The organism is Paenibacillus nuruki, assembly GCF_963311185.1.
Classification (GTDB): Bacteria; Bacillota; Bacilli; order Paenibacillales; family Paenibacillaceae; genus Saccharibacillus; species Saccharibacillus nuruki.
In genome coordinates this window covers 213265-238745 of the sequence record NZ_OY725677.1, presented here as the reverse complement: position 1 = coordinate 238745, position 25481 = coordinate 213265, and the positions used below count along the sequence as shown (strand labels likewise).

Sequence of the window (25481 nt, the reverse complement as noted above, 5' to 3'; positions counted from 1 at the left end):
TTCTTTCAGCACTTCGCATATAACTGCAACTGCTTATTTTTTATTGATCTGCTCGTCTAAGCGTAAATATCGTTAATTCCGGTCGACACATCAATCGAATAGGGACTTGAGACGTTCCGATGCCTCGATTAACATAGAGTGGTAGCTGACGCTGTGGCCCTGCTTGATACCAACCCATAATATATTTACGTGAACCACGAGGAGTAATCACAGCGCCGAACCACGGTAATCGAATCTGCCCGCCGTGACTATGACCTGATAATTGTAAATGAAAACCAAAGTTAATCGGAATCTTATCCGCATAATCCGGTTCATGCATCAATAAAATGCGACAAGCATCTTCAGCAAGATCTGATGTTGCTTTGTTCACATTCGGCTTTCCTAATAACTGATCATCCAGACCAATAATAGCAAGCGTTCCGTCTGGCCGCTTAATCTGTATATTTTCGTTGGTTAACATGGTGAATCCGCCTTGTTCCATCATCTCCGAAACAAGCAGTACATCGTTTAAATAATCATGATTACCGAGGACTGCAAATTTACCTAACGGTGCAGACATTTTCTGAAGCGCTCCTACTCCTGCACGTAAAGGGTTTGGATCATCATCTACCATATCTCCAGTAAAACAGATCATATCTGGTTTCTCCGCCATAATAATATCGGCTAACTTTTCCAGATCGGCGGCTTCTTTTCCCATCCCTAAATGAACATCGCTGAATTGAATCAATTTCATTCCATTTAGACTTGGAGGAAGCTGAGGTAATGCCAGATCAATATAGACTTTATCTAACCAGTTGGGTTCTCCTAGCCAGCTGTATCCGGCTGTTCCTAGTCCAAGCGAAGCCACGACCAACGTACCTCGCTTGAGAAATTGCCGACGTGTAATTTCATATCTATGCTTAAAATAAAAAGGAATTCTTATCGGATTGTAAAATGTGTATAAAGAGCAATAGGCATTCAGGCTAAAATTCCTCCTTTGGATTCGGCTGCCCTCAGGCGGTTGAATATATTATGTTTATTGTGCCGAATCCAGCAGCTATCGTCAAATTTACGATAGTGGACTACTCTTTTTACAATCAAATACATATGTAAAAATGTATCTCTTAATAGATATATATCCTTTCTTCATCATTAAGAGATACCCCTAACAATAGATCATCAATTACGATTCAGCAGGAACAAATGTAATCGTCCATGTTTGTTTGTCAGCATCGGCAAAAGCTTGTGCTAGACCGGATTGTTGAATATGTGTTTTGCTAACTTTGCGATAGATTAATTCCAATTCAAAAGGAGCTTCAAATGGAAATGGAGCAAGGCTAATACTATGCTCATCTACCCATCGTGGCATAATCGCTTGATCGTTAGTGAACGCGAACTTTTTCCCGACTTCAAATCCTTCTTTCCACCATTCTTGCTCATTTTCTTTGCTCACTCCAGGATCATTCAAGCAGACATAGAGTGAAAGATCATCGCATAATTCCAAGATGGATCGGTGAAATTTGAGTGCTTTTTCGTTAGGATTCAACTGTGCTTTGATCCGTTCCTGACGCTCTTTCTCTTCTTGCACAAAAGCGATTCCAAATGGATCTTCTTCACCATAATGACCGACTAACGCGGCATAATGATAACTGGCAAGCATTCCTCCGTACGGAGTCATATTTTCCAATTCGTTAATTCCATATCTGTAAAAAACCAGCTTCGCCGGTTCTGGAAAATGCATAAACGAAAATGGAACTTGCTTCGCATCATCCCATAGTGGAATTTCATCTAATGGAATCCAACCACGATCATGTTGTTCACAGCCAATAAGCACTTCATCCCAGCGTTCATCTTGTTCAATATATTCAGGCTTCCAATGACGAGCAAATTCTCCCGATAGCTTCGCATGATCATGTTGACGAATCATAATAAAAGCATCTTCATTCTCTCTCCAAATCATAAGTATACCCCTTTCGATATCAGTCATTTCTATAGGATGTAACTTCTATTATTCATTATTTATCCTTAACGATGCGTTTCCAACCATCCTGCGGCATAATCGACCAGTCCACGCTGCTGAATCAACTTCGTTTGCGCTTTGGCAATCGTGCCTTGAACGAATAAATCTGGGCAATCTTGTTCAAAATCGGCTCCGATCTCATCGAAATCATCAGAGTCAAAATTCAAATCTTTGAATTTCACCCACTGTTTACCGTTATCTGTCATCATCGGTGCTTTCATCGTAATCTCTTTTTTACCATGCCATTCTGCAAAATATTCTGCTAAATGAATCGATGTATTCGTATGATAAGTCGTCCCCAACATCAATATATACCCATTTGCATTGTATAAATCTTGCAACGGAGAATGACTTCCCAATCCAAAATCCAGATCGTGATCGCTCATCCATTCTTCTGCATGTTTGCCCCATGCTGCAAAAGAGACTTGCGGATGTGCACTTCGGTATACTCCTTTTTGCTTACGGAATGTCTCCGCTATAACACCCATCCCTGTCGTCACTGTAAAATCAGGATCATAAGGCGGCATACTGTCACGAATCAGATTCCACCAACGCTGTTCAGCAGGTGGATACATCCACCCTTTGGGATCGGTTAATTGCGAAGTCTGGGTCGGCATAATTAATGTACCTGACTCTCCCAAAACAGCCTCTAACGCTAAGATAACGGTTTCAGCACTGCCGGGAATCCATCCTCCAAGACTTTTCAAAGAAGAGTGAACTAGAATATTCATCCCTGCTGTAATCCCTAATGCTTTAAATTCATCGACTAATTGATCGTAACTTATCGGTCTTTCACTGATCATCAACATCACTCCTATCGATCACCGGCTCAAGATAAAAGGCGGGTTTCCGCTTTTACACGGAACCCGCCTGATTAGTGGCTTACTATCAACCCGGTATAATCGTATATACGACTATACTATTATACACCCAACCAACGTTTGAACATATGCTTGGATGTGTCTTTATTCATTTCAGCAATCGAAGTTGTCAAAGGAATACCTTTTGGACAAGAGCGTACACAGTTCTGCGAGTTACCGCATCCCTCAATACCACCCGGCTCCATCAATGCATCTAGACGATCTTCTTTATTCATCTCACCTGTTGGATGAGCATTGAACAGACGAACCTGAGACAATGCCGCTGGGCCGATAAAGTCTGTTCTGTCATTCACATTCGGGCAAGCTTCCAGACATACGCCACAAGTCATACATTTCGACAATTCATATGCCCATTGACGTTTTTTCTCTGGCATACGTGGTCCTGCACCCAGATCATACGTACCATCAATCGGAATCCATGCTTTTACTTTTTTCAGTGCGCCGAACATACGGCTACGATCAATAACAAGATCGCGTACCACTGGGAAAGTTTTCATTGGAGCGATATGAACGGGTTGCTCTAATTTATCAACGAGAGCAGAACATGCTTGGCGTGGCTTACCATTGATCACCATCGAGCAAGCTCCACATACTTCTTCCAAACAGTTGGATTCCCAACAAACAGGTGCTGTTGCTTTACCTGTGTTGTCTACAGGATTACGTTGAATCTCCATCAGCGCACTGATAACATTCATCCCTGGACGATAAGGTAATTCAAATTCTTCTGTATATGATGGGCTATCCGGCTTATCCTGACGGGTAATAATAAACTTGACGTTTTTTTTGGCCGTTACATTAGCTGGGTGACTCTGTGTTGAGACTTCCGCCATTTCTAATGCCCCCTTAAATTAATCACTTTACTTGAGAATGCCGTCTTGGTGACTTAATCTTTAGAATAATCACGAATACGCGGTGGAATCAAGGATACATCCACATCTTCGTACGAAATCTGTGGACCATCTGGTGTCCATGTCGCTTTCGTCGTTTTGAGGAAATCTTCATCATTACGTGTTGGGAATTCAGGCTTATAGTGAGCTCCACGACTCTCATCACGCATTAATGCTCCAAGTGTCATAGCTTCAGACAATTCAAGCATATTCCACAATTGACGGGTAAACGCTACGCTAGGATTATTCCAACTGGATGAATCATTCATATTGATTTTGGTATAACGTTGCTTCAACTCTTTGATCTTGTTGATCGTAGCTTGAAGCTTATCGTTATAACGAACAACTGTCATATTATCAGTCATCCACTCGCCTAATTCTTTATGCAAAACATAAGCATTTTCATTGCCTTGCATATTCATCAGGTGATTATATTTATCTTCTTGCTGTTTGCGAACTTGATCGTACATCGTTGTTGGCATATCAGCAGCCGATTTTTTCAATCCTTTAATATATTCCACTGCTTTTGGACCTGCAACCATACCACCGTAAATCGCAGATACTAACGAGTTAGCACCTAGACGATTTGCTCCATGATATTGGTATTCGCATTCGCCAGCAGCGAATAGACCTGGAATATTGGTCATCTGATTATAATCTACCCACATACCGCCCATGGAATAATGGACTGCCGGGAAAATTTTCATCGGAATCTTACGAGGATCATCGCCCATGAATTTCTCATAGATTTCGATAATTCCACCTAATTTAACATCCAGTTCTTTTGGATCTTTATGCGAAAGATCCAGATATACCATGTTCTCACCGTTAATACCCAATTTCTCATCCACACACACTTGGAAAATCTCACGTGTTGCAATATCGCGGGGAACGAGATTACCATAGGATGGGTATTTTTCTTCTAAGAAGTACCACGGCTTACCATCTTTATACGTCCAGATTCGTCCACCTTCACCACGTGCAGATTCAGACATCAGACGCAATTTGTCATCGCCCGGAATCGCTGTTGGGTGAATTTGAATAAATTCTCCGTTCGCATAATGTACACCTTGTTGATAAACAGCACTTGCAGCTGTTCCTGTATTGATCACCGAGTTGGTTGTTTTACCGAAAATAATACCCGGGCCACCTGTTGCCAAAATAACAGCATCAGCCGCAAAAGTAACCACTTCCATATTGCGAAGATCTTGCGCACAAATTCCACGACATGCGCCTTCATCATCCAATACAGCGGAAAGGAATTCCCAGTTCTCATGCTTGGTTACCAGACCTGCCGTTTCCCAGCGACGTACTTGCTCATCAAGGGCATACAACAATTGTTGACCTGTTGTTGCACCTGCATAAGCAGTACGGTGAAACTTCGTTCCGCCAAAACGACGGAAATCAAGCAATCCTTCTGGTGTACGGTTGAACATCACGCCCATCCGATCCATCAAGTGAATAATACCAGGTGCTGCTTCACACATTGCTTTAACAGGTGGCTGATTCGCTAGAAAGTCACCGCCATATACAGTGTCATCAAAATGGACCCAAGGTGAATCGCCTTCACCTTTTGTATTTACAGCTCCATTGATCCCGCCCTGCGCACATACGGAATGTGAACGTTTGACCGGTACCAATGAGAATAAATGTACATGAACGCCTGCTTCTGCTGCTTTGACAGTAGACATCAATCCAGCCAGACCACCGCCCACGACAATAATATTGGATGTTGCCATAACGAGTTACCCTCCCCTTAGCCTACTGATCCTTAGATCCTATCTACCTTAAACGAACAGCAGAACGGTTCACTTGCCACCGTTCATTCCTTTAACTCTGTTCGACTACGAGCTGTACTGTGCATCATTTTGATCAATGAGACATCTGCTGTGCCATCCACTGTTGTATTGAACAGTGCCGCACGGATCTTGCTATATGCTTATGCTACAAAATGACGAATCGTTTGTAGCGCAACCGTTGGATCTTCGAACTCCATATTGCGGAAAGCAACAAGAGATAGAATAAACATAATTGACACAATAACGAAAAGCGTCATACACACGTATGAGGATACACGTTGTGCTCTCGGTCCTACTGTAATTCCCCAGCTTACAAGGAAAGACCATAGACCATTTGCAAAGTGGAACGAAGCTGCCAATACACCAATAGTGTAAAGAACGAAGGTTACCGGGTTGGTCACGATATTGTACATAACTCCGCCGAGCTGTTCATGAGTGACATTACCGAGTGCAACTTGGAAACGAGTCTCAAATACATGCCATACAATATACACAAACGTGATTACACCTGTAATCCGTTGAAGTGTATAACGCCAGTTACGTTCGTAACCGTAATTCGCATTGTTTGGCTTCGCTTGATAAGCGATATAGAGACCGTATACTCCATGATAAATCAGTGGTAAAAAGATGAATAAACTTTCCAAAACCAATACAAGTGGCAAGTTATTCAAAAATGCCACACTTTTATCAAAGGATTCTTTTCCGCCTTCATATGCAGAAAAATTGGTAATCATATGCTCAATAAAAAAAGCTCCGAGCGGAATGACCCCTAGCAGTGAGTGTAACCTTCTGGCGTAAAACCCTTTCATGAATGACGTTCCCCTTTCATAATAAGAGCGTTTTCATAGTGACAGTCATTGGTTAATGCTGTCCCAGACGTGGATCAACGAGAGATATTCGGACCTTCGTTAATCTCCGCGTAGGAAGTCCCCATCTTCCGTAGCTTTACAATCTGTTCACAATGCTCTAAGACTGTGAACAACTTGTGTCACTTTTTATGTTACTCTACTTTGACTTATAATGGAATTGCAATATAATTATTAATTGTTATAACTAAAACGCATAAGAGGAAAGGAGAAATTCCAGATGCTTGAAGATATTGATATATTTGCGGTCGTTGTGGAACAATCTAGCTTAAATCAGGCTTCCAAATTATTGAATTTATCTCAGCCTGCTCTTTCTCGTAAAATTTCTAAATTAGAAGAAAATCTAGGTGTCTCATTGTTCAATCGTAATGGAAAGCGACTTGAATTGACTTCAATTGGACGATTAACCTATACATTTGCATTAGAACAGCGTCAGCAGAACCTCAAGTTCTTGCAGAGCCTTAACCGCTATAAGTCTGAAGATCAGACCACAGTGACCTTTGGCGCCAGCCTGACGACCTTACAGACGACGTTGCCACCACTTGTTAGTAGCTTTACTCGTAAACACCCTTATGCAGAGCTCAAATTAATTACCGGCAAAACGCATGAAATTGTAAATGCCGTCCGTGATAAAAAAGTAGATGTCGGTATTGTAGCGTCCTCGATCCATGAATCGGGTCTTACTTGCGTTCCTTTATTTGATGATCATCTTGAATTAGTCGTCCCGAGCAATCACCCGCTTGCAGATCATCAAGAGACTACAATGCAGGATCTACAAGGTTTGGCTATGATTATTTTCTCAAAAGGCACATGGTACCGTAAATTAATAGATGATGTATTTCATCGGTATACGGTGATGCCCGACTTACGTATGGAAATTGATTCTTTTGAAGCGATTGTACGTTTATTGCCTATTTGTATGGCTGCTGCATTATTGCCCAAATCCTATGTTGGGAAACAGTTATTGTCAGGCAACGAGCTGGTCTCTCTTCATATTCCTGAACTAGAGCAGACACGCCGCACCACCTGTCTCCTTTATAGTGAAAGTTCTGATCTAGGCTCAGCAGCCAGACAATGGATTATTGATACCAAAGAACAATTTGAGACGATAAATGATCCTATTCGTTTAGATGAATAAATATGCCCTTTTAACCAATCATAATCTTACCTTCAGGATAGCGATATAGTTCTTTGTCTTGTTTGGGAGCGAGTGCCCAGACCAGTGTAATCATGCCTACCCGTCCAGCAAACATCAACAAACAGATCACTAATTTACCAGTCGTACTTAGATTGGGAGTTAATCCAAGAGACAATCCAACCGTACCGAAGGCAGAAGTGGCTTCAAATAAAACACTCATAAAGTCAGTCGCTTCTGTCATCGTAAGAACCATCGTAGCCACAATCACTAACGATAATGAAAACACTGTAATCGTTAATGCTTTATAGATCCGATCTTTGTTGATCCGAAAATAAAATAGAACCACATCTTCTTTTCCTTTGACCATACTGATGACTGCTCCAACAATCAGTAGAATCGTTGTTGTTTTGACACCACCGGCTGTTGAACCCGGCGAACCTCCAATAAACATCAGAATAATCGTCAGGAATAAAGTAGCTTGTCTTAATTGAGTTAGATCCAGCGTATTCGCGCCTGCTGTTCTTGTGGTGACCGATTGAAATAACGAACCCCATATCTTACCATCCCAACTCAAGCTTCCAATCGTTTTTAGGTTCGTAAATTCAAATATGAAAACCAGTACAAACCCTCCAACAAGCAGAATAGAAGTCATCCATAATACAGCTTTGGAGTGTATTGATAATTTACGATGTTTGCGATATTCAATCAGATCAGACAATACAACAAATCCGAGTCCGCCCAATACGATCAAAGCCATAGATATGATATTGAATGCTGGATCGGATACATATCGGGTAAAGCTACTATAATGACCGAACAAATCAAAACCTGCATTATTAAATAACGATACGGCATGAAAAGCACCATAATACATGGCTTGTCCAAGAGGAAAATCTGCCATTAAGCGTAGCGTAAATAAAAATGCAGCAATCAATTCAATAGCAAATGAATAATAAATCACTTTTTTTATTAAACGAACAATACCTTCCATATCTCCTTGATTCATGGCTTCTTGCAACACTAGACGTTCTCGTAAAGAAATACGTCTTCCAAACACCAAAGCAAATAATGTAGCAATGGTCATAAATCCGAGTCCACCGATTTGAATCAGACACATAATCACCACTTGACCAAAGGTCGAGAAAAAAGTGCCTGTATCCACAACGACTAGACCTGTTACACAAGTCGCTGAAGTCGCTGTAAAAAAGGCATTTAAAAAACTCAACCCTTCTCCACCTTGATGCGCAACAGGTAACATCAATAAAAACGTTCCTAATAAAATACAGATAGCATAGCCTAAAGCGAGAATACGAGGTGGTGTCCAAACTTTTATTGCAAAAACATTTTTCAAAATCTATTCAACCTCTCTATTCTCTAAATATGACTTATTCCAATCTGTTCACTGCTTCTGATTATAGTGGCTCTGAAGACAGACGGCTATAGCGTTTTGCAATCAAAAAAAGATTACGTTACACTAGCATTTAGTAGTATACATGCGAATAGCTTAAGTATAAAGAATTTGTGTACACCAAAATATCTTTCTCTATGCTAACTAGGTATTTTTAAAATTGAAGGAGGACATTCATGAACCCCACCGGACAACCCGTACAGCTCAAACCGAATTACAAAATTCTCAGTGTACTCGCTGCTGTCGGACTGGTATTATTTTTGCTTTTACAAGTATTCCCTTCCACTGCTTCAGATACGTTAGAAGTGCAACAAGTGAATATCATCAGTCAGGAAAAAGCGATCGAAAGCGCCAAAGCGTTTGCCAGTGACACATTAGTATTACCCGATCTTCCCGCCCCTTCAGTAACGTATCATACGAATGCTGAATTAAGCGGTTATGTAGCCAAAGAAAAATTAACACAGACGTATATGAAGGAGTTAGAAAAAGTAGCTCCTTATGATGTATTCCGTGTTCATTATCCAGATGTGGGTACTGGAGATGCACTTGATATTGATGTACATATGAATACCGGTAAAGTGGTTGCTTTTTCTATGTATGACAACCAGACAGGAGCATCACAACCGTTCAGTCTAGATCCTACGGCAACTACGGAAAAAGACGAATCTGTTACACTGGCTGAAAAGCAAGAACAAGCACAACCTATTTTAAAAGCACTAGGATTTGTTGCAGGACAATTAACATTACAGACTAAAGGTAATGAGCAAGATTTACTGTATACTGCCGCAGATGGCAAATTAGGTGATAGTCAATTACAACTCAAGTTCACCTATGAATATGGACAAATTCGTTCCTTCCAACCGGTATTGACTCCACCGGATACGTATACGGCTTATGTAAAAGAACAGACTGCTTTAGCTGGCTGGTTAACAGCTTTGGGTTATGGATTGTTCACTCTTGTACTCGGTGTACTCGCGATTGTATTCGGCGCACTCAAACGCAGACATACTTCATTTAAACGGGGTATTGTGCTAAGTGTAATCTATTGTGCAATTTCTATATTTAGCGTTGTGAATATGTGGCCTATTTTAGTAGATATTACTTTAGGTGAATCCAACAAAATCGTTTCTTATGTGATTATCGGTCTACAATTAATATTAAATATATTGATGGCAGTTTTACTCTACTTCTCTTTTGTAGGTGGAGATGGATTATGGAGAGAACGAGGAATCAATATCTGGCCACGTTCCAAAGAAATCGGTTATGGTAAATATGTATTGCATAGCGTAGCTGTAGGTTACTTGTATGCACTCATTTTACTAGGTGTACAATCCATTATTTATTTAATCTTAGAAAATGCGCTAGGTGTCTATTCTGCTACCGATGATACGAGTTCGCCTTATAATATGATCTATCCAGCCTTATTCCCATTATTAGCATGGATGGCAGGGATTGGCGAAGAAGCGGTCTACCGTCTATTCGGAATTGGCATGTTGAAGAAACTGTTACGCAATACATTTGTGGCTTGCTTTATCACGACAATGATTTGGGCGCTTGGACATACGTTATATCCAATCTATCCAATATATTCACGTCCGATCGAGTTACTATTTATCGGTTTATTGTTTAGCTTTATCTTCTTACGATATGGTTTTATTGCAGCCGTATTTGCACACGTTATATTTGATAGTATATTGATGTCGCTCAGTCTGATTAGTATGGGTGGAATCGTCAATATCTTGCTCGGTGCATTCTATATTGTTTTACCCGCTATTGTGGCTATCATCATCTATACTTTTACCAAAAATAAAGGTGTCGAAAATGCTTATCCACCTTATGTACCGCCTGCACCTATCCCTCAAGTGTATTATGATCCTACACAAGGACAGCAGCAGTATCCAGATCATCCGCAACAATTTCAACAGTATTCTAATCCAGTTCCACCGTCTGAACATGACAATAAACCAAAAGAGTAGCCATTAGGCTACTCTTTTTTTATCTATATTTTGTTGATTGTAGGGAGCTATTATAATCATTGTATTGATATTGTTGGTGCATTTATTCTTCTTTTAAAGCATCCAAAATCTGCTTCGCTAATTTGTCCCCGATACCCAACTGGCGGAAATCGTCTACACTGGCTTCTCTGATTTTTTTGAGTGAACCAAAGTGCTTCAGTAACAGCTTACGACGTTTGTCTCCGATTCCTGGGATACTGTCCAATTGCGAAGTAATCATCGATTTACCCCGTTGTTCACGGTGGAATGTAATCGCAAAGCGATGGACTTCATCTTGAATCCGTTGCAATAGATAAAATTCTTGACTATCTCTTGCTAAGTTCACCGGTTCTGCTGGATCGCCCACCATCAATTGAGAGGTACGGTGCTTAGAATCTTTGACCAATCCACAAACTGGAATAAATAGACCTAGCTCATTTTCCAATACATCGGTTGCCGCTGAAATTTGTCCTTTACCACCATCGACAACGATTAGATCAGGCATCGGTAGATTTTCTTTTACCACACGTTCGTAGCGACGGCGAATCACTTCACGCATGGTTCCGTAATCATCTGAACCTTCAACGGTACGTACTTTGTATTTACGGTATTCTTTACGAGCAGGCTTACCATCTATAAATACAACCATCGCAGATACCGGATTGGTTCCTTGAATATTCGAGTTATCGAATGCTTCAATACGTTCCAAACTTTCTAGACCAATCGCTTGTCCTAGATTACCTGCGGCTTTGGACGTACGTTCTTCATCACGTTCAATTAAGCGGAATTTTTCGTCCAGAGACACTCTAGCATTATCTTGTGCCATCGTTGTCATCTGCTTTTTGAGTCCACGACGAGGGATCAATACTTTAACCCCTAGCCATTGTTGGAGAGCGGCTGCACTGCTTGAAGGATCAGCTTGTTCGCCACTTTCTGCTTGTGCATCCTGTTGTTCATTAGTAAGTGCTTCTTCAGAAGCATTAGCAGCTTCTGCTTGCTCTACAGACTGTTCTGTCGTGTGAACAGCATAAGCGGTTCCTTCTTCTGCTACACGGTCACTCATTATTTCTGAGGTCGCTTGCTCGCTATCATCCAATCCTGCTTGTTCTGCATGATCTACAGCTTCATCCTGAACATCATTTTCTTCATCCACAATCACTTCTTCAACAGGCAACATAATCTCCTGTGGCATCGCTGGATTTTCGCTATAATACTGAGTCACATAAGACATAAAGTCATTATACGGCTCTCCATAAAAAGGGAACACAGAAGCATGACGTTCAATCATTTTACCTTGACGCATATACAGAATCTGTACACACATCCAGCCTTTATCGACAGCAAAACCAAATACATCACGATCTTTGGCATCTGCCATCGTGATTTTTTGTTTTTCCATCAGAGCGTCGATATTAATGATCTGATCACGCAATTCTTTAGCACGCTCAAAATACAAATCTTCAGCGGCTTCTTCCATTTTACGTTGCAACTCTTTTTTGATCTCTTCATGACCACCACTCAAAAACTTACTGATTTCTTGCTTAATCTCATCATAGGATTGTTGAGGCACTTCGAACTCACAAGGTGCCAGACATTGCCCCATATGATAATACAAGCAGACTTCTTTAGGCATCACTTTGCATTTACGCAACGGATACATACGGTCTAACAATTTTTTGGTCTGTTGTGCTGCAAACGCATTAGGATACGGCCCAAAATATTTGGCTTTATCTTTTAAAATACGTCGCGTGACTTCCAGACGTGGATGCGCCTCATTGGTAATTTTGATATATGGAAAAGTTTTATCATCTTTGAGCAGTACATTGTATTTAGGCTGATGCGTTTTGATCAGATTACATTCTAAAATAAGTGCTTCCATATTGCTTCCAGTCACAATATATTCAAAATCACGAATATCAGCAACAAGACGTTGCGTTTTACCATCGTGACTTCCTGTAAAATAAGAGCGAACTCGATTTTTGAGTACTTTCGCTTTTCCTACATAAATAATTGTACCTTCACGGTTTTTCATTAAATAACAACCCGACAGATCGGGCAACAATGCTAGTTTGTTACGAATATTGATCATCGCTTGTTCTTGCTCTTGAATAAGATCCATATGAGAGTCCATAAATCTCTCCTTTCTAACGATATAGAACAAATGTACCCTAATTATACAACTAAAAAACCCCCGGTGCATGACCGGAGGTTTTACATAAGCTTAGTCGTATACACTCACTTATGTCTATTGGTAATTCATATGACTTATGATAAAGACTCTTGATGAGTAAATCGGCAGGATTTACGTGTATATGGAATTACTAATTATTGGTGTTTTGCAAGAATAGATTTAAGAGCATCTTTAGAATTCAAACCTACTACTTTATCTACAGGTTGACCGTCTTTGAAGAAGATCATTGTAGGAATACTCATAACACCAAAACGTGAAGCTGTTTCAGGGTTCTCATCTACGTTTACTTTAGCGATTTTAACACTGTCGCCTACTTCTGTAGATAACTCGTCCAAGATTGGAGCAAGCATTTTACAAGGTCCACACCACGGTGCCCAGAAATCCACCAATACTGTTCCTTGTCCTTCAACTTCGTTTGTGAAAGATTGATCAGATACATTAACGATAGCCATGTGAAATATCCTCCTTGAGTAACTTTTATTTTGAATTAATATTATTTAAACATTAAACAAGTATTGTCATTGCTGACTCTTTTATTATAACACAACATTGGTCATTCCGAAACAGATGTTACGATTTATTCATAATTATCTTTCAATTAGTAAGTATTGTATCATAAATAACGAAACAGGCATACTAGCTATTGCTCATTCCGCCCCGTTTGTTTTCACCTTCAACCCGGATCACTTTTACAAAAGGACTAATTCGGTTCATCAAGCGTTCGCCTTTGTAGAACTCTTCACCATCTTTATTCGTAAAACTCAAATGCTTTTGCAGATCAGCCAATGAATAATTAGACGTGTAAAAAGTAGGTTTGCGATTCATTCGATAATTCAGAATCGAACCCAATACATGATCCCGTACCCATGAACTTAGATTTTCAGCTCCAATATCATCAAAAATCAATAGATCGGTATGCTTCATAATATCCATCGTTTCTTTCATCCGATTATTATCCTGGAACATTGACTTCAAGTCTTCTACAAAGTCAGGCATATACACAATGACACCGGTATGACCCACTTTGGCTAATTCATGTAACAGATACGAAGCCAAAAATGTTTTACCTGTTCCAAATCCACCTTCTAAATATAAGCCATGTGGCGATAATCCATTTTGCTTGGTTTCACTAATATATTGAAAAATCTGTACCACAGCAGGTACACGATTCGAATCTTTAGCTACAATTTCTTTGGGATTATACCCTTCATTCAGCGCGCGTTCATCAATATAGAAGCTATGAATACGCTGTTTGACCTGTTGCTCATGTTGTCTTGTCAATTGTTTATGACAAGGTGTTTTGCGATCGTATAACTTGGGTCCCGACTCTGAAGGCTCTACACTTAATTTGGTGTAATGTCCTTGAAAATCATTGGGACAGTTATCCAATCCCGGGCAGTTATCACAATGACCACGGTCGCCTACATATTGATACAGCTTACTAAGGTTCGTCATGAGTTCCTGATCGGTAAGCTCTGGATGCTCTGCTCTTAGTTCTAGCACAAGCGGATCACTGAGTAGACGCGCGGCAATCTTTTGTGACTCTTCCCGAAAGCGCGGACTTTTCATCTGCCGTAACAGATCACCGAGGGATTCCATGGCAGTTTGCCCCTTCCTTTTACATTCACTCAGCTATTGGTCTTTTGGACACGATCTTGTCCGGATTGCATTTGTTCAGCTAACCGCATCGCTTCTGCAATTTCTTCATCAGACACGATACTTGAACCTTCACGCGCACTTTTGACAATTGGAATCTCCGGTTTGGCATTAGGCGCTCGATTGTATGTTCGTGTATTGGTACGTTTATTACCGCCAGCGGTTCCACCTTTGGCTTGTGATTTCGCTTGATCACTGATTTTGAGATCTAGCTTATTCTGTTCTCTTACATAACGAACCGCTTTTTCATACGTATCGACTTGTTGATTAAGCATATTCGTCACGACCCAATCGACAAATTTACTACTTAATCGTTCCCCGGGTTGAGACATTTTGATTGCCAATAAATAATGGATCAGTACATTAACCACTTCTTCAGACAATTTATAATTAATATCGACATGTTCGAATATATCATTCACACTGTTAGGCACGCTACCGGGATAGAACATTTCCAGAACGCGCGTATATGGTTCATTGCGTAAAATTGTATTATATTGATGAATATCGCATTTGCTTGTAAATTGACGAGGTACTTCCAGATAATACTCCATTTCGACTGCATATTCTACAGGTAAATCTTGCGATTCTTCTTTTTTCTCTTCTCGTAATGAGATCACTTTAGCTTCGTGAATCTGGCGTTCTTCTTGACGCTTTTTCCCTTGACGGAATTGCAGATTAGCACGGCGCTGAATCTCATCTTCAGCCAGCTCACCTTTGGCATCAAAAACACCATCTTCATCTAACATCCGGCAAATATCTTGAATATCCAAACGATATTTATAAGCAATATAACTCAGTACATTCATCTGCTCTGGAAGAAAGCGTAATTTTTCTACATATATACGGTTACGAGACCCCCGCGGGAAATAACGAATAATATCTGCATAGTTAATCAGATCATCTTCACTTAGCTTCGGCTGACTGCTACGCTGTTGTGCACTCACTTCAGTTAGCGCCTGTTCTAATTCATAATCGATCACATGCGTATTTAATTCAAAAATATCATAAAACGGTTGTGAAATATTTTCTTTCTGAACCGTACTATCACCCCAGCCATCAGGCTCTTTAGCTAAAAAGCGTTCCCGTAAAGACAACACAGCGAATTTGCCGATTTTGTCCCGTAATAACAATGTTAAATGTTGTGTGCGGAAAAACTCACTTGGTGATAGCGGCTGTTGTAATTCATATTCATATATATAATCATCCTGATCGGGAAAGTATACTCGATTGGTCTGTAATAAGCCTACAGCTTCTAATAAAGAAGTCTGTTCAACCAAAAATTTACGTCCATGTTCCCCCGGTTCAAGCCCTAAAGTTAAAAATAAACGACGCTGTTGTTCTATAGGCGAATAACCGACTTGCTGTGCTTCGACATGTTCACACAATAATCGATACACACTAATCGCAAAAGCCCCTGTTAACGGTTGATAAACCAGACTGAGCATCCGTTCATCCAGCGCACCTATACCGAATTCGCGGTATACGCAATATCGATGATTTTCAGTAAAATGAAGTAGATTCTTAATGCGCATGATCCGCCCCCTCTCTTTTTGCTCCTGTGCATGCGGAATTCTATTCTAACACAAATCTTGAAATTTCAATGCTGAAAAGAAAGGTGAATTTGGAACATAAACACCCTCGATCTCCATAACAATCATCCTTTTGCGCCATTACGCTAGAAATGAATATATTTTATACAATGATCGATTGAAATAAACATAATGATGAAGTAACCATGAACAGACTGTGAAGTCAATTGCTCTGTATCGACTCCTTCGGTTACAATAGATCAAGATGTGTAAGCACGATATGACCTAAAAACGGATTCCACTAATATATAGGAGTGATTTTATGAATGAAGCAGTAGCAACGCTTGAAGGCTGGTATGCATTACATGATTTTCGCACTATTGATTGGCATGCTTGGAAAGCAGCAGATGATGAAGAACGTGCCGGTGCAATCGACGAGTTAAATGCACTGATTCATGATTGGCAAGCTGTCAGCAACGATGGCAGTGGGAGTACGGTTATTTATACTGTTGTTGGACAAAAAGCTGACTTTATGATGATGCATCTACGTGAAACGTTAGAAGATTTAAATGCGATAGAAAATGAATTTAACAAAACCACTTTCGCTAGCTTTACGAAGAAATCTTATTCATATGTAAGTATCGTAGAACTTAGCAGCTATATGGCTAGTCATGTGGAAGGCGATCCGATGGAGAATCCACATATTCTGGCTCGCTTGAAGCCAGCTCTACCTGATTCTCGTTATATCTGTTTCTATCCGATGAACAAAACGCGTAATCTAGGAGACAACTGGTATATGCTTCCGATGGATGAGCGTCGTGAAATGATCCGTAGTCATGGATTGATCGGACGTAGTTATGCAGGTAAAGTGAAGCAAATCATTACGGGTTCCGTTGGATTGGATGATTGGGAATGGGGCGTAACGTTATTCGCTGACGATGCACTTCAATTCAAAAAACTAGTATACGAAATGCGCTTTGATGAAGCAAGTGCTCGTTTTGGAGAATTTGGTTCTTTCTATGTCGGTAGTATGCTAGACACCGCTAAATTCGAAGAAATGCTCAAACTTTAAAATAATTCAGTCTGCATCACAAAATAAATACGTATAGAATTAAAAAACCTTTTTGCTATCTTTATGGATAGTAAAAAGGTTTTTTATTTGAGCATTTTTAGAATATATATCTATTTATTAGTGCTCAAGGCTTAAAAAATAAATAAAAAATCCCTAATCACAGATTTTCGTGTCGAAAAATATACATAAATGCAGATCAACTGACGATATAAGGAACAATTACAAATCAAATTTATCCAAGAAAGTCATTTTATATACGTATAGAAAAGAGGGGTACTTATGACGTTAAAAGTAAAATTGATCTTGTTAGTAATGGCTACTGCGATTCTAATCGCTGTTCCGATTGGATGGTCAGCGCTGTATATTATCAAAAATGAATCCACCAAATCTATCAATGCTACGCTTCAAAATACAGTATCCCAAGCAGTTACTCAGGTGAATGGTTGGATCAATACCAATAGCAAAGTGATCGAAACTTTGGGTTCTGTAATTAACAAAACCGTTCCTATCAATCAGATCACTTTAAAGCATCTGCAAGTCTATCAAGACCCTTCTAATGCAGGGAGTATATCTGATGTCTATTTTGGACTGGAAGATGGCACTTTCCTAGATGGAAGTGAATGGATTCCTGACGCTGGTTATGATGCAAGACAACGTCCATGGTATCAAAAAGCCAAAGAAACCAATACTTTGTCTATTAGTGACCCTTACCTTGATGCCACTACCGATGGTTATGCCATTTCGATTGCTGTTCCTTTAACCAACAATCAAGGTACATTTGCTGGCGTATTATCTGAAGATATTTTACTTTCAACAATTACCGATTATATTAACAATATTAAAGTCAGTGGTGGATTTGCGTTTTTACTCGATCAACATGGGAATGTAATGTCTCATCCTGATGCTACTTTTATCAATAAACCTCTTAAAGAACAAGCCGACTATAGTGCTATTGCCGATACATTAATCAGTCAACCGTCAGGCAGTACCGAATACAATTATAAAGGCGAGCCTCAATTATTGTATTACAGTAAAATTCCGGGTACCAACTGGATCGTTGCTTCTTCTACCTCCAAACAATTAGCTTTTGCTGAATATACACAATTACGAAATCAATATACGATTGCTATTATTGCATTGACCTTATTATTTGTAGCCTTTGCATTCTGGGTAGCAGTTCGAATCGTCAAACCGATTATTGGACTGAAAAAAAGTGCTCAACAATTAGCAGAAGGCGATCTTACTGTACATGTTCCAGTCAAAGGAAAAGATGAAGTTGCAGAACTCGCTATTGCGTTTAATACAATGTCTACAGCGCTTCGTCATTTGATTCAAACGGTGTCGCAATCGGCTCATGGAGTTAATTCTGCTTCTCATGAAATGTATAATAATGCTTCAAATTCAGGCGATATTGCCGGACAAATTTCTACCGTTATTGAAGAAATTGCTCGGGGTGCTGTTGAGCAAGCTGAATCGATTCAATCCGGTGCTGAAATGGTGATGACGATGACCGATTCACTGGAAACGGTAGCGGCAAGTGCTGATCAAGCGGCTCATATGATTAAAGAAGTCAATGAAGCGATGGATCGAGGCACGCAAGCGATAGCGCAACAGACGATGCTTTCACAAGCAGGACAAGCTTCAACCGAGCGTGTCGAACATTCCAATAGTATCTTAATTCAGAAATTAGATGAAATTGCTCAGATCACAAATGTCATTCGAGCGATTAGTAGCCAAACGAATCTACTTTCTCTGAATGCAGCGATTGAAGCAGCTCGTGCAGGGGAACAAGGCAAAGGGTTCGCTGTTGTGGCAAGCGAAGTCCGCAAACTAGCAGAACAAGCTTCTCACTCGGCTTCGGATATCGATAACCTATTGATTCAGTTAAATGAAGCAGGCAAACAAAGTTCATTAGAATTGTCTTCGTTCCGTACTACAACGACTCAACAGCAACAGTCTGTCGATGAAACTAAATATTCATTTGAACATATTCGCCAATCGGTCGATGGGATTATTGCTCGTATAGGTCATGTGTCTGAAGGGGTTACGACGCTTAAATATAGTGCTAATCAAGTATCTGATGTCATTACAGGGCTTGCAGCTGTATCAGAGCAAAGTGCAGCTTCTACAGAACAAGCAGCTTCTTCTACTTTGGATCAGACTCAGTCGATTGCAAGTATCTCTACTTCATCCAAACACTTATCTGAAAGTGCTAATCATCTATTACAAGAAATTGGACAATTCAAAATCGAAACCGATGACTCATCCTCTACTTCTTCTTCAATCCATAACAAGTAAATATAGTGTGTTCAATCAAGAGCCAAGTTCTATTAATGAACTTGGCTCTTTTATTATATGTAAATTCATGCACACTTCACCTTCTCACCATTTTTATCCATTTTAAAATTGAATCATTAATTATTAGGTATAAAGAATCATTTATGTGACAAAAATAGCAAATATGGGCAGAAATTTGTCGGAAAAGATAACCAAATGCAGTTGGAATGACGATATAAATAACAAGCAACTAGACGGTATTCATATTCGTTCATTATTTTATATACGTAGAGAAAAGAGGAGTATGTATGACTTTAAAGGTGAAATTGATTTTGCTTGTTATAGCCACTGCGATTCTTATTGCTGTTCCGGTAGGCTGGTCTGCACTGTATATCATCAAAAAACAAGCAACTCAATCTGTAGATGCAGATGTAAAGAAAACAGTAACTCAAGGGGTAACCCAGATCAATGGTTGGATTAATACCAATAGTAAAGTAGTCGAAACATTAGCTTCTGTGATTAATACTACTGTTCCTTTAGATCAAATTACATTAAAACATCTACAAGTCTTTAAAGATGAAAGCAATGCCAAAACAATCTCTGATATTTATTTCTCGTTAGAAGATGGTACTTTTCTAGATGGTAGCGATTGGGTAGCTCCTGAAGGTTACGATGCTAGAACAAGACCATGGTATCAAGAAACCAAAAAAGCTAACAAACTATTTATCAGTGCTCCTTATGAAGATGCCGGTACCAAAACGTACAAAGCTATATTTATTGGCGCTCCTCTGAAAGATCCTCAAGGTAACTTTGCTGGTGTTATTGCGGAAGATATCTTGTTATCTACAATCACCAGTTATATCAATACACTCAAAACAAATAACGGCTTCACATTTTTGATCGATCCTAATGGTAATGTAATGTCTCATCCCGATGAATCATTTGTAAACAAGCAATTGAAAGATCAACCGGATTATAGCGGTATCGCCAATACATTACTTAGTCAAAATTCAGGTAGTGTTGAATATACTTATCAAGGTGATCCTCAATTACTATATTATGAAAAAATTCCAGGAATCAATTGGGTTGTTGCTTCATCCACTTCCAAAAAATTAGCTTTTGCTGAATATACTCAATTACGCAATCAATACACAATCGTGATTATCGCCCTTACTTTATTATTTGCTTTACTTGCTTTCTGGGTAGCGGTTCGGATGGTTAAACCTATTATCTTGCTTAAGAAAAGTGCACAGCAGTTGGCTGAAGGTGATTTGACAGTTGTTGTAGCAATTAAAGGTAAAGACGAAATTGCACAGTTAGGAACTGCTTTTAATACCATGTCTGCCGCTCTTCGTAACTTAATTCAGACCGTTGCGCAATCTGCGGTAAGCGTGAACAAAGCTTCTGATGAAATGTACAATAATGCTTCTAACTCGGGGGATATCGCCGGACAAATTTCTACCGTTATTGAAGAAATTGCTCGTGGAGCAGGAGATCAAGCAGAATCGATCCAATCAGGTGCTGAGATGGTCATGGATATGACCGGATCCCTTGAAAAAGTAGCTGCAAGTGCTGATCAAGCGGCTCATATGATCACACAAGTGAACGAAGCAATGCAACGGGGAACACAAGCGATTTCACAACAGACTGCACTTGCTCAAGCAGGACAAGAATCGACACAACGGGTAGAAGCATCGAACACCATTCTATTGAAAAAATTAGACGAAATCGCACAAATCACGAATGTTATCCGTGAAATCAGTAACCAGACTAATCTATTATCCCTCAATGCAGCGATTGAAGCGGCACGTGCAGGTGAACATGGAGCAGGATTTGCGGTTGTTGCAAGTGAAGTGCGTAAGCTAGCAGAACAAGCTTCTCACTCGGCTTCGGATATTGATGCGCTATTGATTCAGTTAAATGAAGCAGGTAAACAAAGCTCGTTGGAACTTTCTTCATTCCGTGATACTACCGTTCAACAACAACAATCGGTAAATGAAACGAAAGATTCATTTGAACACATTCGTTATTCTGTAGACGATATTATTTCTCAAATTGGTCATGTATCTGATGGTGTGACTTCTCTCAAATCAAGCGCAAATCAAGTATCCGATGTTATTACAGGGCTTGCTGCGGTATCCGAAGAAAGTGCAGCTGCTACCGAAGAAGCTGCTTCATCCACTATCGAACAGACTCAATCGATTGCAAGTATCTCTACTGCATCCAAAAATCTGTCTGAAAGTGCGAATCACTTATTAAAAGAAGTGGGACAATTCAAAATTGAGAGCGATTCTACTCCATCTTCTTCAGCACCAACTTCAAATCAATAAGTTAGATAAAAAACAAAAAAAGCGAGGTTCCTCAACAGGAACCTCGCTTTTTAGTTAGCATTTCAAATCAGACTTCTTCAGACAAATCCTGATCACGTTCTAATGATGCCATATATTCCTGATCATCACGATCTCGTGCACGGCTTTTGTCTTTCAAACGTTCGATCGCTGGTAAGATTAGAATATCGATTTCTTTTTGAACAGGATAAGCAAGATCATAACGACCCTGCTCTTCCAAAAATCCACCTACTTCTATTAATCCGTTATAACGATCCAGCTCTTCACGCGTAAGAAGCCCACGTACCTGAACGCTACAATGACGCATCTTATAAGAATTTTCCTTTTTTCATAACAAGCGATACGCCGCCAATGATAAACAAGTAACGGATATCGATTACTTTTTTCAATTGAGCTGCTACAAAACCTTTAAGTTTGCGATCTCCAACAACACCTACTGCTTCGCCTTTACCAAGCGATGCTACAGTACCTTTGTTGCTGAATACGAATGCTTTTGGTTTTTGTCCACGAATAGCTGCTACGATGTTTTGTGCACAAAGTACACCTTGTTGCATCGAAATTTGAGCTGTTGGTGGGTAAGGACGACCTTCTTCATTGAACATCAATGAGCTATCGCCAATGATGTATACATTTTCGTGTCCTGGTGCACGCAAGTATTCGTCAATTTTAACACGTCCGCGCATTGCTTCGAATCCAGCTTGTTCTACTAGACGGTTACCACGGATACCACCTGTCCATACGACAGTGTTTGCATGGATTTTTTCAGAATTTTCACCAACGATAACACCGTCAGTTAGACATTCTTTGATCGCAACACCAATTTTGAATGTTACGCCTTTGTTTTGTAGAACTTTCATAGCATATTCAACCAATTCAGGATCGAAACCTGGCAATGCTGTTGGAGCTGCTTCTACATTGTACAATTTAACTTCAGAACGGCTAATGCCATGAGTTCTGCACAATTCTTGTAGACGATCAGCCAATTCACCGATAAATTCGATACCTGTGAAACCTGCGCCACCGACTACGAAAGTCAAACGCTCTGGTTTTTTATCTACTTTGTAAGCTGTAAATTGAGCTTCAATGTGATCACGGATTTTACGTACAGAGTTGATACTGCGAATAGTCATCGCATTTTCAAGCATACCCGGGATACCGAAAGTTTCTGGTTCGCCACCTAGGCAAATGATCAAGTGATCATAAGACAAAGTTCCGTCTTCCAAAATAACTTTTTTCTCTTGTGGGATGATTTCTTGTACGTTTGATTTTACAACATCAATTTTGAACTCATCCACCAATTTGGAAATTTGCTCACGCGCGTTATCCAATTTGTCTGTACCTGCTGCTGGCATGTGCAAGTGTGTTGTAAAGTAATGATAGTCATGGCGGTTAACCAAAGTTACGTCAGCCTCATTATAATTTAGATCTTTTTGCAAACGTTGTGCAGCAAGAATACCTGCATAACCTGCGCCCAAAATAACAATTTTAGGAATGCTACTCATATTCATTTTCCCCTTCCAATGATTCACTTAGAATGTATTTCATTGAAGTACATCGCCTACATTAATACTTGGTAAAGATCATTAATAATAGACTTTGCACTGAAACGATAAAATCAGTTAAAATAGTTAATACCCATATATAACCATGATTGCTCCGTATACCTTCATAAAATTGTGAAAATATACACAACAGTAGACAAATGATTATATTCACCTATAAAAGTGCAATAGGATATGTCACATTATATTGTACTCTTTCTAGCGAATATGTTCAAAAAAATTTATGTTTTCTGAAAAAAATGTTTTATTTTCGTCACAAAACATCATTAGCCCAACTGAAATGATATCTATTTTTCTTTGAAATATCAAGAGTAAATTTAATTTTTTATCTATCTTTTTATATATTTTTGTGCATACGAAAGATATTTTTTGTTTACTTTGCGCGTTCCAATAAAAAGGATATGAGCTGTTTTGAGAATTGTCGTTTTAAAAATATTCTCTTTATGATATATAATTGGGTGAGATCGAACTAATTTACGGAGGTGCTTGTGAAGTGTCATCTACAACAAACAACGAACTAAGCGATATTATTATTATTGGTGGAGGGCCTGCCGGGATGTTTGCTGCTTTTTATGGCGGTATGCGTCAAGCGTCAGTGAAACTAATCGAAAGTATGCCTCAACTAGGCGGACAATTAGCTGCCCTTTATCCTGAAAAATATATTTATGATGTAGCTGGATTCCCGAAAATTACAGCGCAAGAACTGGTAAACAACTTACAACAACAAATGAATCATTTTGATTCTGATATTCGTTTGGAAGAAAAAGTACTTAATGTAGAAAAGAAAGCAGATCGTCATTTTGTAGTGACTACTGATAAAGGTACACACGAAAGTAAAGCAGTGATTATTACAGCAGGCGTAGGTGCATTTGAACCTCGCCGTCTTGATTTACCGAACGCAAGTCATTTTGAGAAAACAAATCTACACTACTTTGTCAGCGACTTGAGCCGTTTTGCAGGTAAAAAAGTATTGATCAGTGGTGGAGGCGACTCCGCAGTTGACTGGGCATTGATGATCGAACCGATCGCTGCTGAAGTATACTTGATCCATCGCCGTGACAAATTCCGTGCCCACGAACACAGTGTAGAAAACTTGAATGCTTCTGGCGTCAAAATCATTACACCTACAGAAATTACTGAACTACACGGTGAAGATACGATTGAACGTGTTACTCTTTCTCATGTAAAAACCAAAGAAGCACAAGAAATCGAAGTCGATGATGTTATCGTCAACTTTGGCTTTATCTCTTCATTGGGTCCGATCGCTGAATGGGGCATTGAGATCAATAGTAACTCTATCGTGGTCGATTCTCGTATGGAGACCAATGTAGAAGGCATCTTCGCTGCTGGCGATATCACGACTTACCCTGGTAAGCTCAAATTGATCGCTGTCGGTTTTGGTGAAGCGCCTACCGCTATTAACAATGCTAAAGTCTATGTAGATCCTGATGCGAAATTGTCTCCAGGACACAGTAGTAATATGAAAATGTAGTTCCGTTTTATCCCTGCTCTTTTCTTCACTGGATCAAGAATCCATGGGGAAAAGAGCATTTTTTTGTGGTTTTGCGAAATGTTCACCTTTTACTTGGATTACACCTCTCAATATGTCGTATAGTAAACATAAGATTATTTAAAATTTGCAGGAGGTGCCTTTCGTGAGTGTTGGTGTGTTTATTTTTCTTCGTATTATTATCGTGCTCGTATTATTAGCCATTGCTGGACTTGTATTTGCATTGAGTCGCAAATTTTTCAAAGAAAGTCGTAAAGGAGCAGGAATCGGCTTTTCTATTTTTGGACTACTGATTATTTCATTGATTGTACAAACGATATTTAACTTTAGTCTGATGAAGTAAATTAAAGGAGGTATGCCT

20 protein-coding genes are annotated in these 25481 nt (G+C 39.6%); 7 read left to right on the top strand and 13 right to left on the bottom strand.

Annotated features, from left to right (window positions below; all coding sequences use genetic code 11):
• Positions 1-40: 40 nt before the first annotated feature.
• The 6 genes from RCP16_RS01235 to RCP16_RS01210 all read right to left on the bottom strand — a co-directional run bounded on the left by RCP16_RS01235 (position 41) and on the right by RCP16_RS01210 (position 6375).
• The gene (locus RCP16_RS01235; RefSeq protein ID WP_308642428.1) at positions 41-886 is read right to left on the bottom strand and encodes a metallophosphoesterase; all 846 of its coding nucleotides are present in this window, start codon (positions 884-886) and stop codon (positions 41-43) included.
• A 276-nt stretch (positions 887-1162) separates the two neighbouring features.
• Complete coding sequence (locus tag RCP16_RS01230; RefSeq protein WP_161594271.1) at positions 1163-1939, bottom strand: DUF3891 family protein; 777 nt, start codon at positions 1937-1939, stop codon at positions 1163-1165.
• 65 nt (positions 1940-2004) lie between these two features.
• Positions 2005-2802, bottom strand: coding sequence for an AAC(3) family N-acetyltransferase (locus RCP16_RS01225; protein WP_308641463.1), 798 nt, complete (start codon positions 2800-2802; stop codon positions 2005-2007).
• Positions 2803-2921: 119 nt separating this feature from the next.
• Positions 2922-3710 carry a succinate dehydrogenase iron-sulfur subunit gene (sdhB, locus tag RCP16_RS01220; RefSeq protein ID WP_069326244.1) on the bottom strand — a complete coding sequence of 263 codons (789 nt, stop codon included), beginning with the start codon at positions 3708-3710 and terminating at the stop codon, positions 2922-2924.
• Between the two features lie 53 nt (positions 3711-3763).
• Positions 3764-5506 carry a succinate dehydrogenase flavoprotein subunit gene (gene sdhA / locus RCP16_RS01215; RefSeq protein ID WP_069326243.1) on the bottom strand — a complete coding sequence of 581 codons (1743 nt, stop codon included), beginning with the start codon at positions 5504-5506 and terminating at the stop codon, positions 3764-3766.
• 200 nt (positions 5507-5706) lie between these two features.
• Positions 5707-6375 (bottom strand): succinate dehydrogenase cytochrome b558 subunit, encoded by a 669-nt coding sequence (locus RCP16_RS01210; RefSeq protein ID WP_069326242.1) that lies wholly within the window; start codon positions 6373-6375, stop codon positions 5707-5709.
• 277 nt (positions 6376-6652) lie between these two features.
• Here RCP16_RS01210 and RCP16_RS01205 point away from each other — a divergent pair, with 277 nt between their 5' ends.
• Positions 6653-7570, top strand: coding sequence for a LysR family transcriptional regulator (locus RCP16_RS01205; protein ID WP_069326241.1), 918 nt, complete (start codon positions 6653-6655; stop codon positions 7568-7570).
• Between the two features lie 10 nt (positions 7571-7580).
• Here RCP16_RS01205 and RCP16_RS01200 read toward each other — a convergent pair whose 3' ends face one another.
• On the bottom strand, positions 7581-8921 hold the full coding sequence (locus tag RCP16_RS01200; protein WP_069326240.1) for a TrkH family potassium uptake protein: 1341 nt from the start codon (positions 8919-8921) through the stop codon (positions 7581-7583).
• 233 nt (positions 8922-9154) lie between these two features.
• On the opposite strand from RCP16_RS01200, the gene RCP16_RS01195 reads away from it, so the two are divergent.
• Positions 9155-10954: a CPBP family glutamic-type intramembrane protease gene (locus RCP16_RS01195; protein ID WP_308641462.1), complete on the top strand. Its 1800-nt coding sequence runs from the start codon at positions 9155-9157 to the stop codon at positions 10952-10954.
• A gap of 82 nt (positions 10955-11036) precedes the next feature.
• On the opposite strand, the gene uvrC is transcribed toward RCP16_RS01195, so the two are convergent.
• From uvrC to RCP16_RS01175, 4 genes are all read right to left on the bottom strand, one after another.
• The gene (uvrC, locus tag RCP16_RS01190) at positions 11037-13103 is read right to left on the bottom strand and encodes an excinuclease ABC subunit UvrC (protein ID WP_308641461.1); all 2067 of its coding nucleotides are present in this window, start codon (positions 13101-13103) and stop codon (positions 11037-11039) included.
• A gap of 194 nt (positions 13104-13297) precedes the next feature.
• The gene (gene trxA, locus RCP16_RS01185; RefSeq protein WP_465264549.1) at positions 13298-13624 is read right to left on the bottom strand and encodes a thioredoxin; all 327 of its coding nucleotides are present in this window, start codon (positions 13622-13624) and stop codon (positions 13298-13300) included.
• A 175-nt stretch (positions 13625-13799) separates the two neighbouring features.
• Positions 13800-14762, bottom strand: coding sequence for a primosomal protein DnaI (gene dnaI, locus RCP16_RS01180; RefSeq protein ID WP_137223743.1), 963 nt, complete (start codon positions 14760-14762; stop codon positions 13800-13802).
• 29 nt (positions 14763-14791) lie between these two features.
• Positions 14792-16354: a replication initiation and membrane attachment family protein gene (locus RCP16_RS01175; protein WP_069326235.1), complete on the bottom strand. Its 1563-nt coding sequence runs from the start codon at positions 16352-16354 to the stop codon at positions 14792-14794.
• A 319-nt stretch (positions 16355-16673) separates the two neighbouring features.
• Between RCP16_RS01175 and hemQ the strand changes: the two genes are divergently transcribed.
• From hemQ to RCP16_RS01160, 3 genes are all read left to right on the top strand, one after another.
• On the top strand, positions 16674-17423 hold the full coding sequence (hemQ, locus tag RCP16_RS01170; RefSeq protein WP_069326234.1) for a hydrogen peroxide-dependent heme synthase: 750 nt from the start codon (positions 16674-16676) through the stop codon (positions 17421-17423).
• 279 nt (positions 17424-17702) lie between these two features.
• Complete coding sequence (locus RCP16_RS01165) at positions 17703-19721, top strand: methyl-accepting chemotaxis protein (RefSeq protein WP_308641460.1); 2019 nt, start codon at positions 17703-17705, stop codon at positions 19719-19721.
• A 287-nt stretch (positions 19722-20008) separates the two neighbouring features.
• Positions 20009-22030, top strand: a complete 2022-nt coding sequence (locus RCP16_RS01160; RefSeq protein ID WP_069326232.1) for a methyl-accepting chemotaxis protein — start codon at positions 20009-20011, stop codon at positions 22028-22030.
• Positions 22031-22097: 67 nt separating this feature from the next.
• On the opposite strand, the gene RCP16_RS01155 is transcribed toward RCP16_RS01160, so the two are convergent.
• Both RCP16_RS01155 and RCP16_RS01150 read right to left on the bottom strand, forming a co-directional pair.
• The gene (locus RCP16_RS01155) at positions 22098-22355 is read right to left on the bottom strand and encodes a hypothetical protein (protein ID WP_069326231.1); all 258 of its coding nucleotides are present in this window, start codon (positions 22353-22355) and stop codon (positions 22098-22100) included.
• Position 22356: 1 nt separating this feature from the next.
• Positions 22357-23550: an NAD(P)/FAD-dependent oxidoreductase gene (locus RCP16_RS01150; protein WP_308641459.1), complete on the bottom strand. Its 1194-nt coding sequence runs from the start codon at positions 23548-23550 to the stop codon at positions 22357-22359.
• A gap of 553 nt (positions 23551-24103) precedes the next feature.
• On the opposite strand from RCP16_RS01150, the gene RCP16_RS01145 reads away from it, so the two are divergent.
• Complete coding sequence (locus RCP16_RS01145) at positions 24104-25102, top strand: NAD(P)/FAD-dependent oxidoreductase (protein WP_308641458.1); 999 nt, start codon at positions 24104-24106, stop codon at positions 25100-25102.
• Between the two features lie 163 nt (positions 25103-25265).
• Positions 25266-25463, top strand: a complete 198-nt coding sequence (locus RCP16_RS01140) for a hypothetical protein (protein ID WP_069326228.1) — start codon at positions 25266-25268, stop codon at positions 25461-25463.
• Positions 25464-25481 lie beyond the last annotated feature (18 nt).

Bases quoted from the DNA above. Each gene is read 5' to 3' on its own strand.
- RCP16_RS01230 (WP_161594271.1), bottom strand. From the start codon at position 1,939: ATGATTTGGAGAGAGAATGAAGATGCTTTTATTATGATTCGTCAACAT.
- RCP16_RS01225 (WP_308641463.1), bottom strand. From the start codon at position 2,802: ATGATCAGTGAAAGACCGATAAGTTACGATCAATTAGTCGATGAATTT.
- sdhB (WP_069326244.1), bottom strand. From the start codon at position 3,710: ATGGCGGAAGTCTCAACACAGAGTCACCCAGCTAATGTAACGGCCAAA.
- sdhA (WP_069326243.1), bottom strand. From the start codon at position 5,506: ATGGCAACATCCAATATTATTGTCGTGGGCGGTGGTCTGGCTGGATTG.
- RCP16_RS01210 (WP_069326242.1), bottom strand. From the start codon at position 6,375: ATGAAAGGGTTTTACGCCAGAAGGTTACACTCACTGCTAGGGGTCATT.
- RCP16_RS01205 (WP_069326241.1), top strand. From the start codon at position 6,653: ATGCTTGAAGATATTGATATATTTGCGGTCGTTGTGGAACAATCTAGC.
- RCP16_RS01195 (WP_308641462.1), top strand. From the start codon at position 9,155: ATGAACCCCACCGGACAACCCGTACAGCTCAAACCGAATTACAAAATT.
- uvrC (WP_308641461.1), bottom strand. From the start codon at position 13,103: ATGGACTCTCATATGGATCTTATTCAAGAGCAAGAACAAGCGATGATC.
- dnaI (WP_137223743.1), bottom strand. From the start codon at position 14,762: ATGGAATCCCTCGGTGATCTGTTACGGCAGATGAAAAGTCCGCGCTTT.
- RCP16_RS01175 (WP_069326235.1), bottom strand. From the start codon at position 16,354: ATGCGCATTAAGAATCTACTTCATTTTACTGAAAATCATCGATATTGC.
- hemQ (WP_069326234.1), top strand. From the start codon at position 16,674: ATGAATGAAGCAGTAGCAACGCTTGAAGGCTGGTATGCATTACATGAT.
- RCP16_RS01165 (WP_308641460.1), top strand. From the start codon at position 17,703: ATGACGTTAAAAGTAAAATTGATCTTGTTAGTAATGGCTACTGCGATT.
- RCP16_RS01160 (WP_069326232.1), top strand. From the start codon at position 20,009: ATGACTTTAAAGGTGAAATTGATTTTGCTTGTTATAGCCACTGCGATT.
- RCP16_RS01155 (WP_069326231.1), bottom strand. From the start codon at position 22,355: ATGCGTCATTGTAGCGTTCAGGTACGTGGGCTTCTTACGCGTGAAGAG.
- RCP16_RS01150 (WP_308641459.1), bottom strand. From the start codon at position 23,550: ATGAGTAGCATTCCTAAAATTGTTATTTTGGGCGCAGGTTATGCAGGT.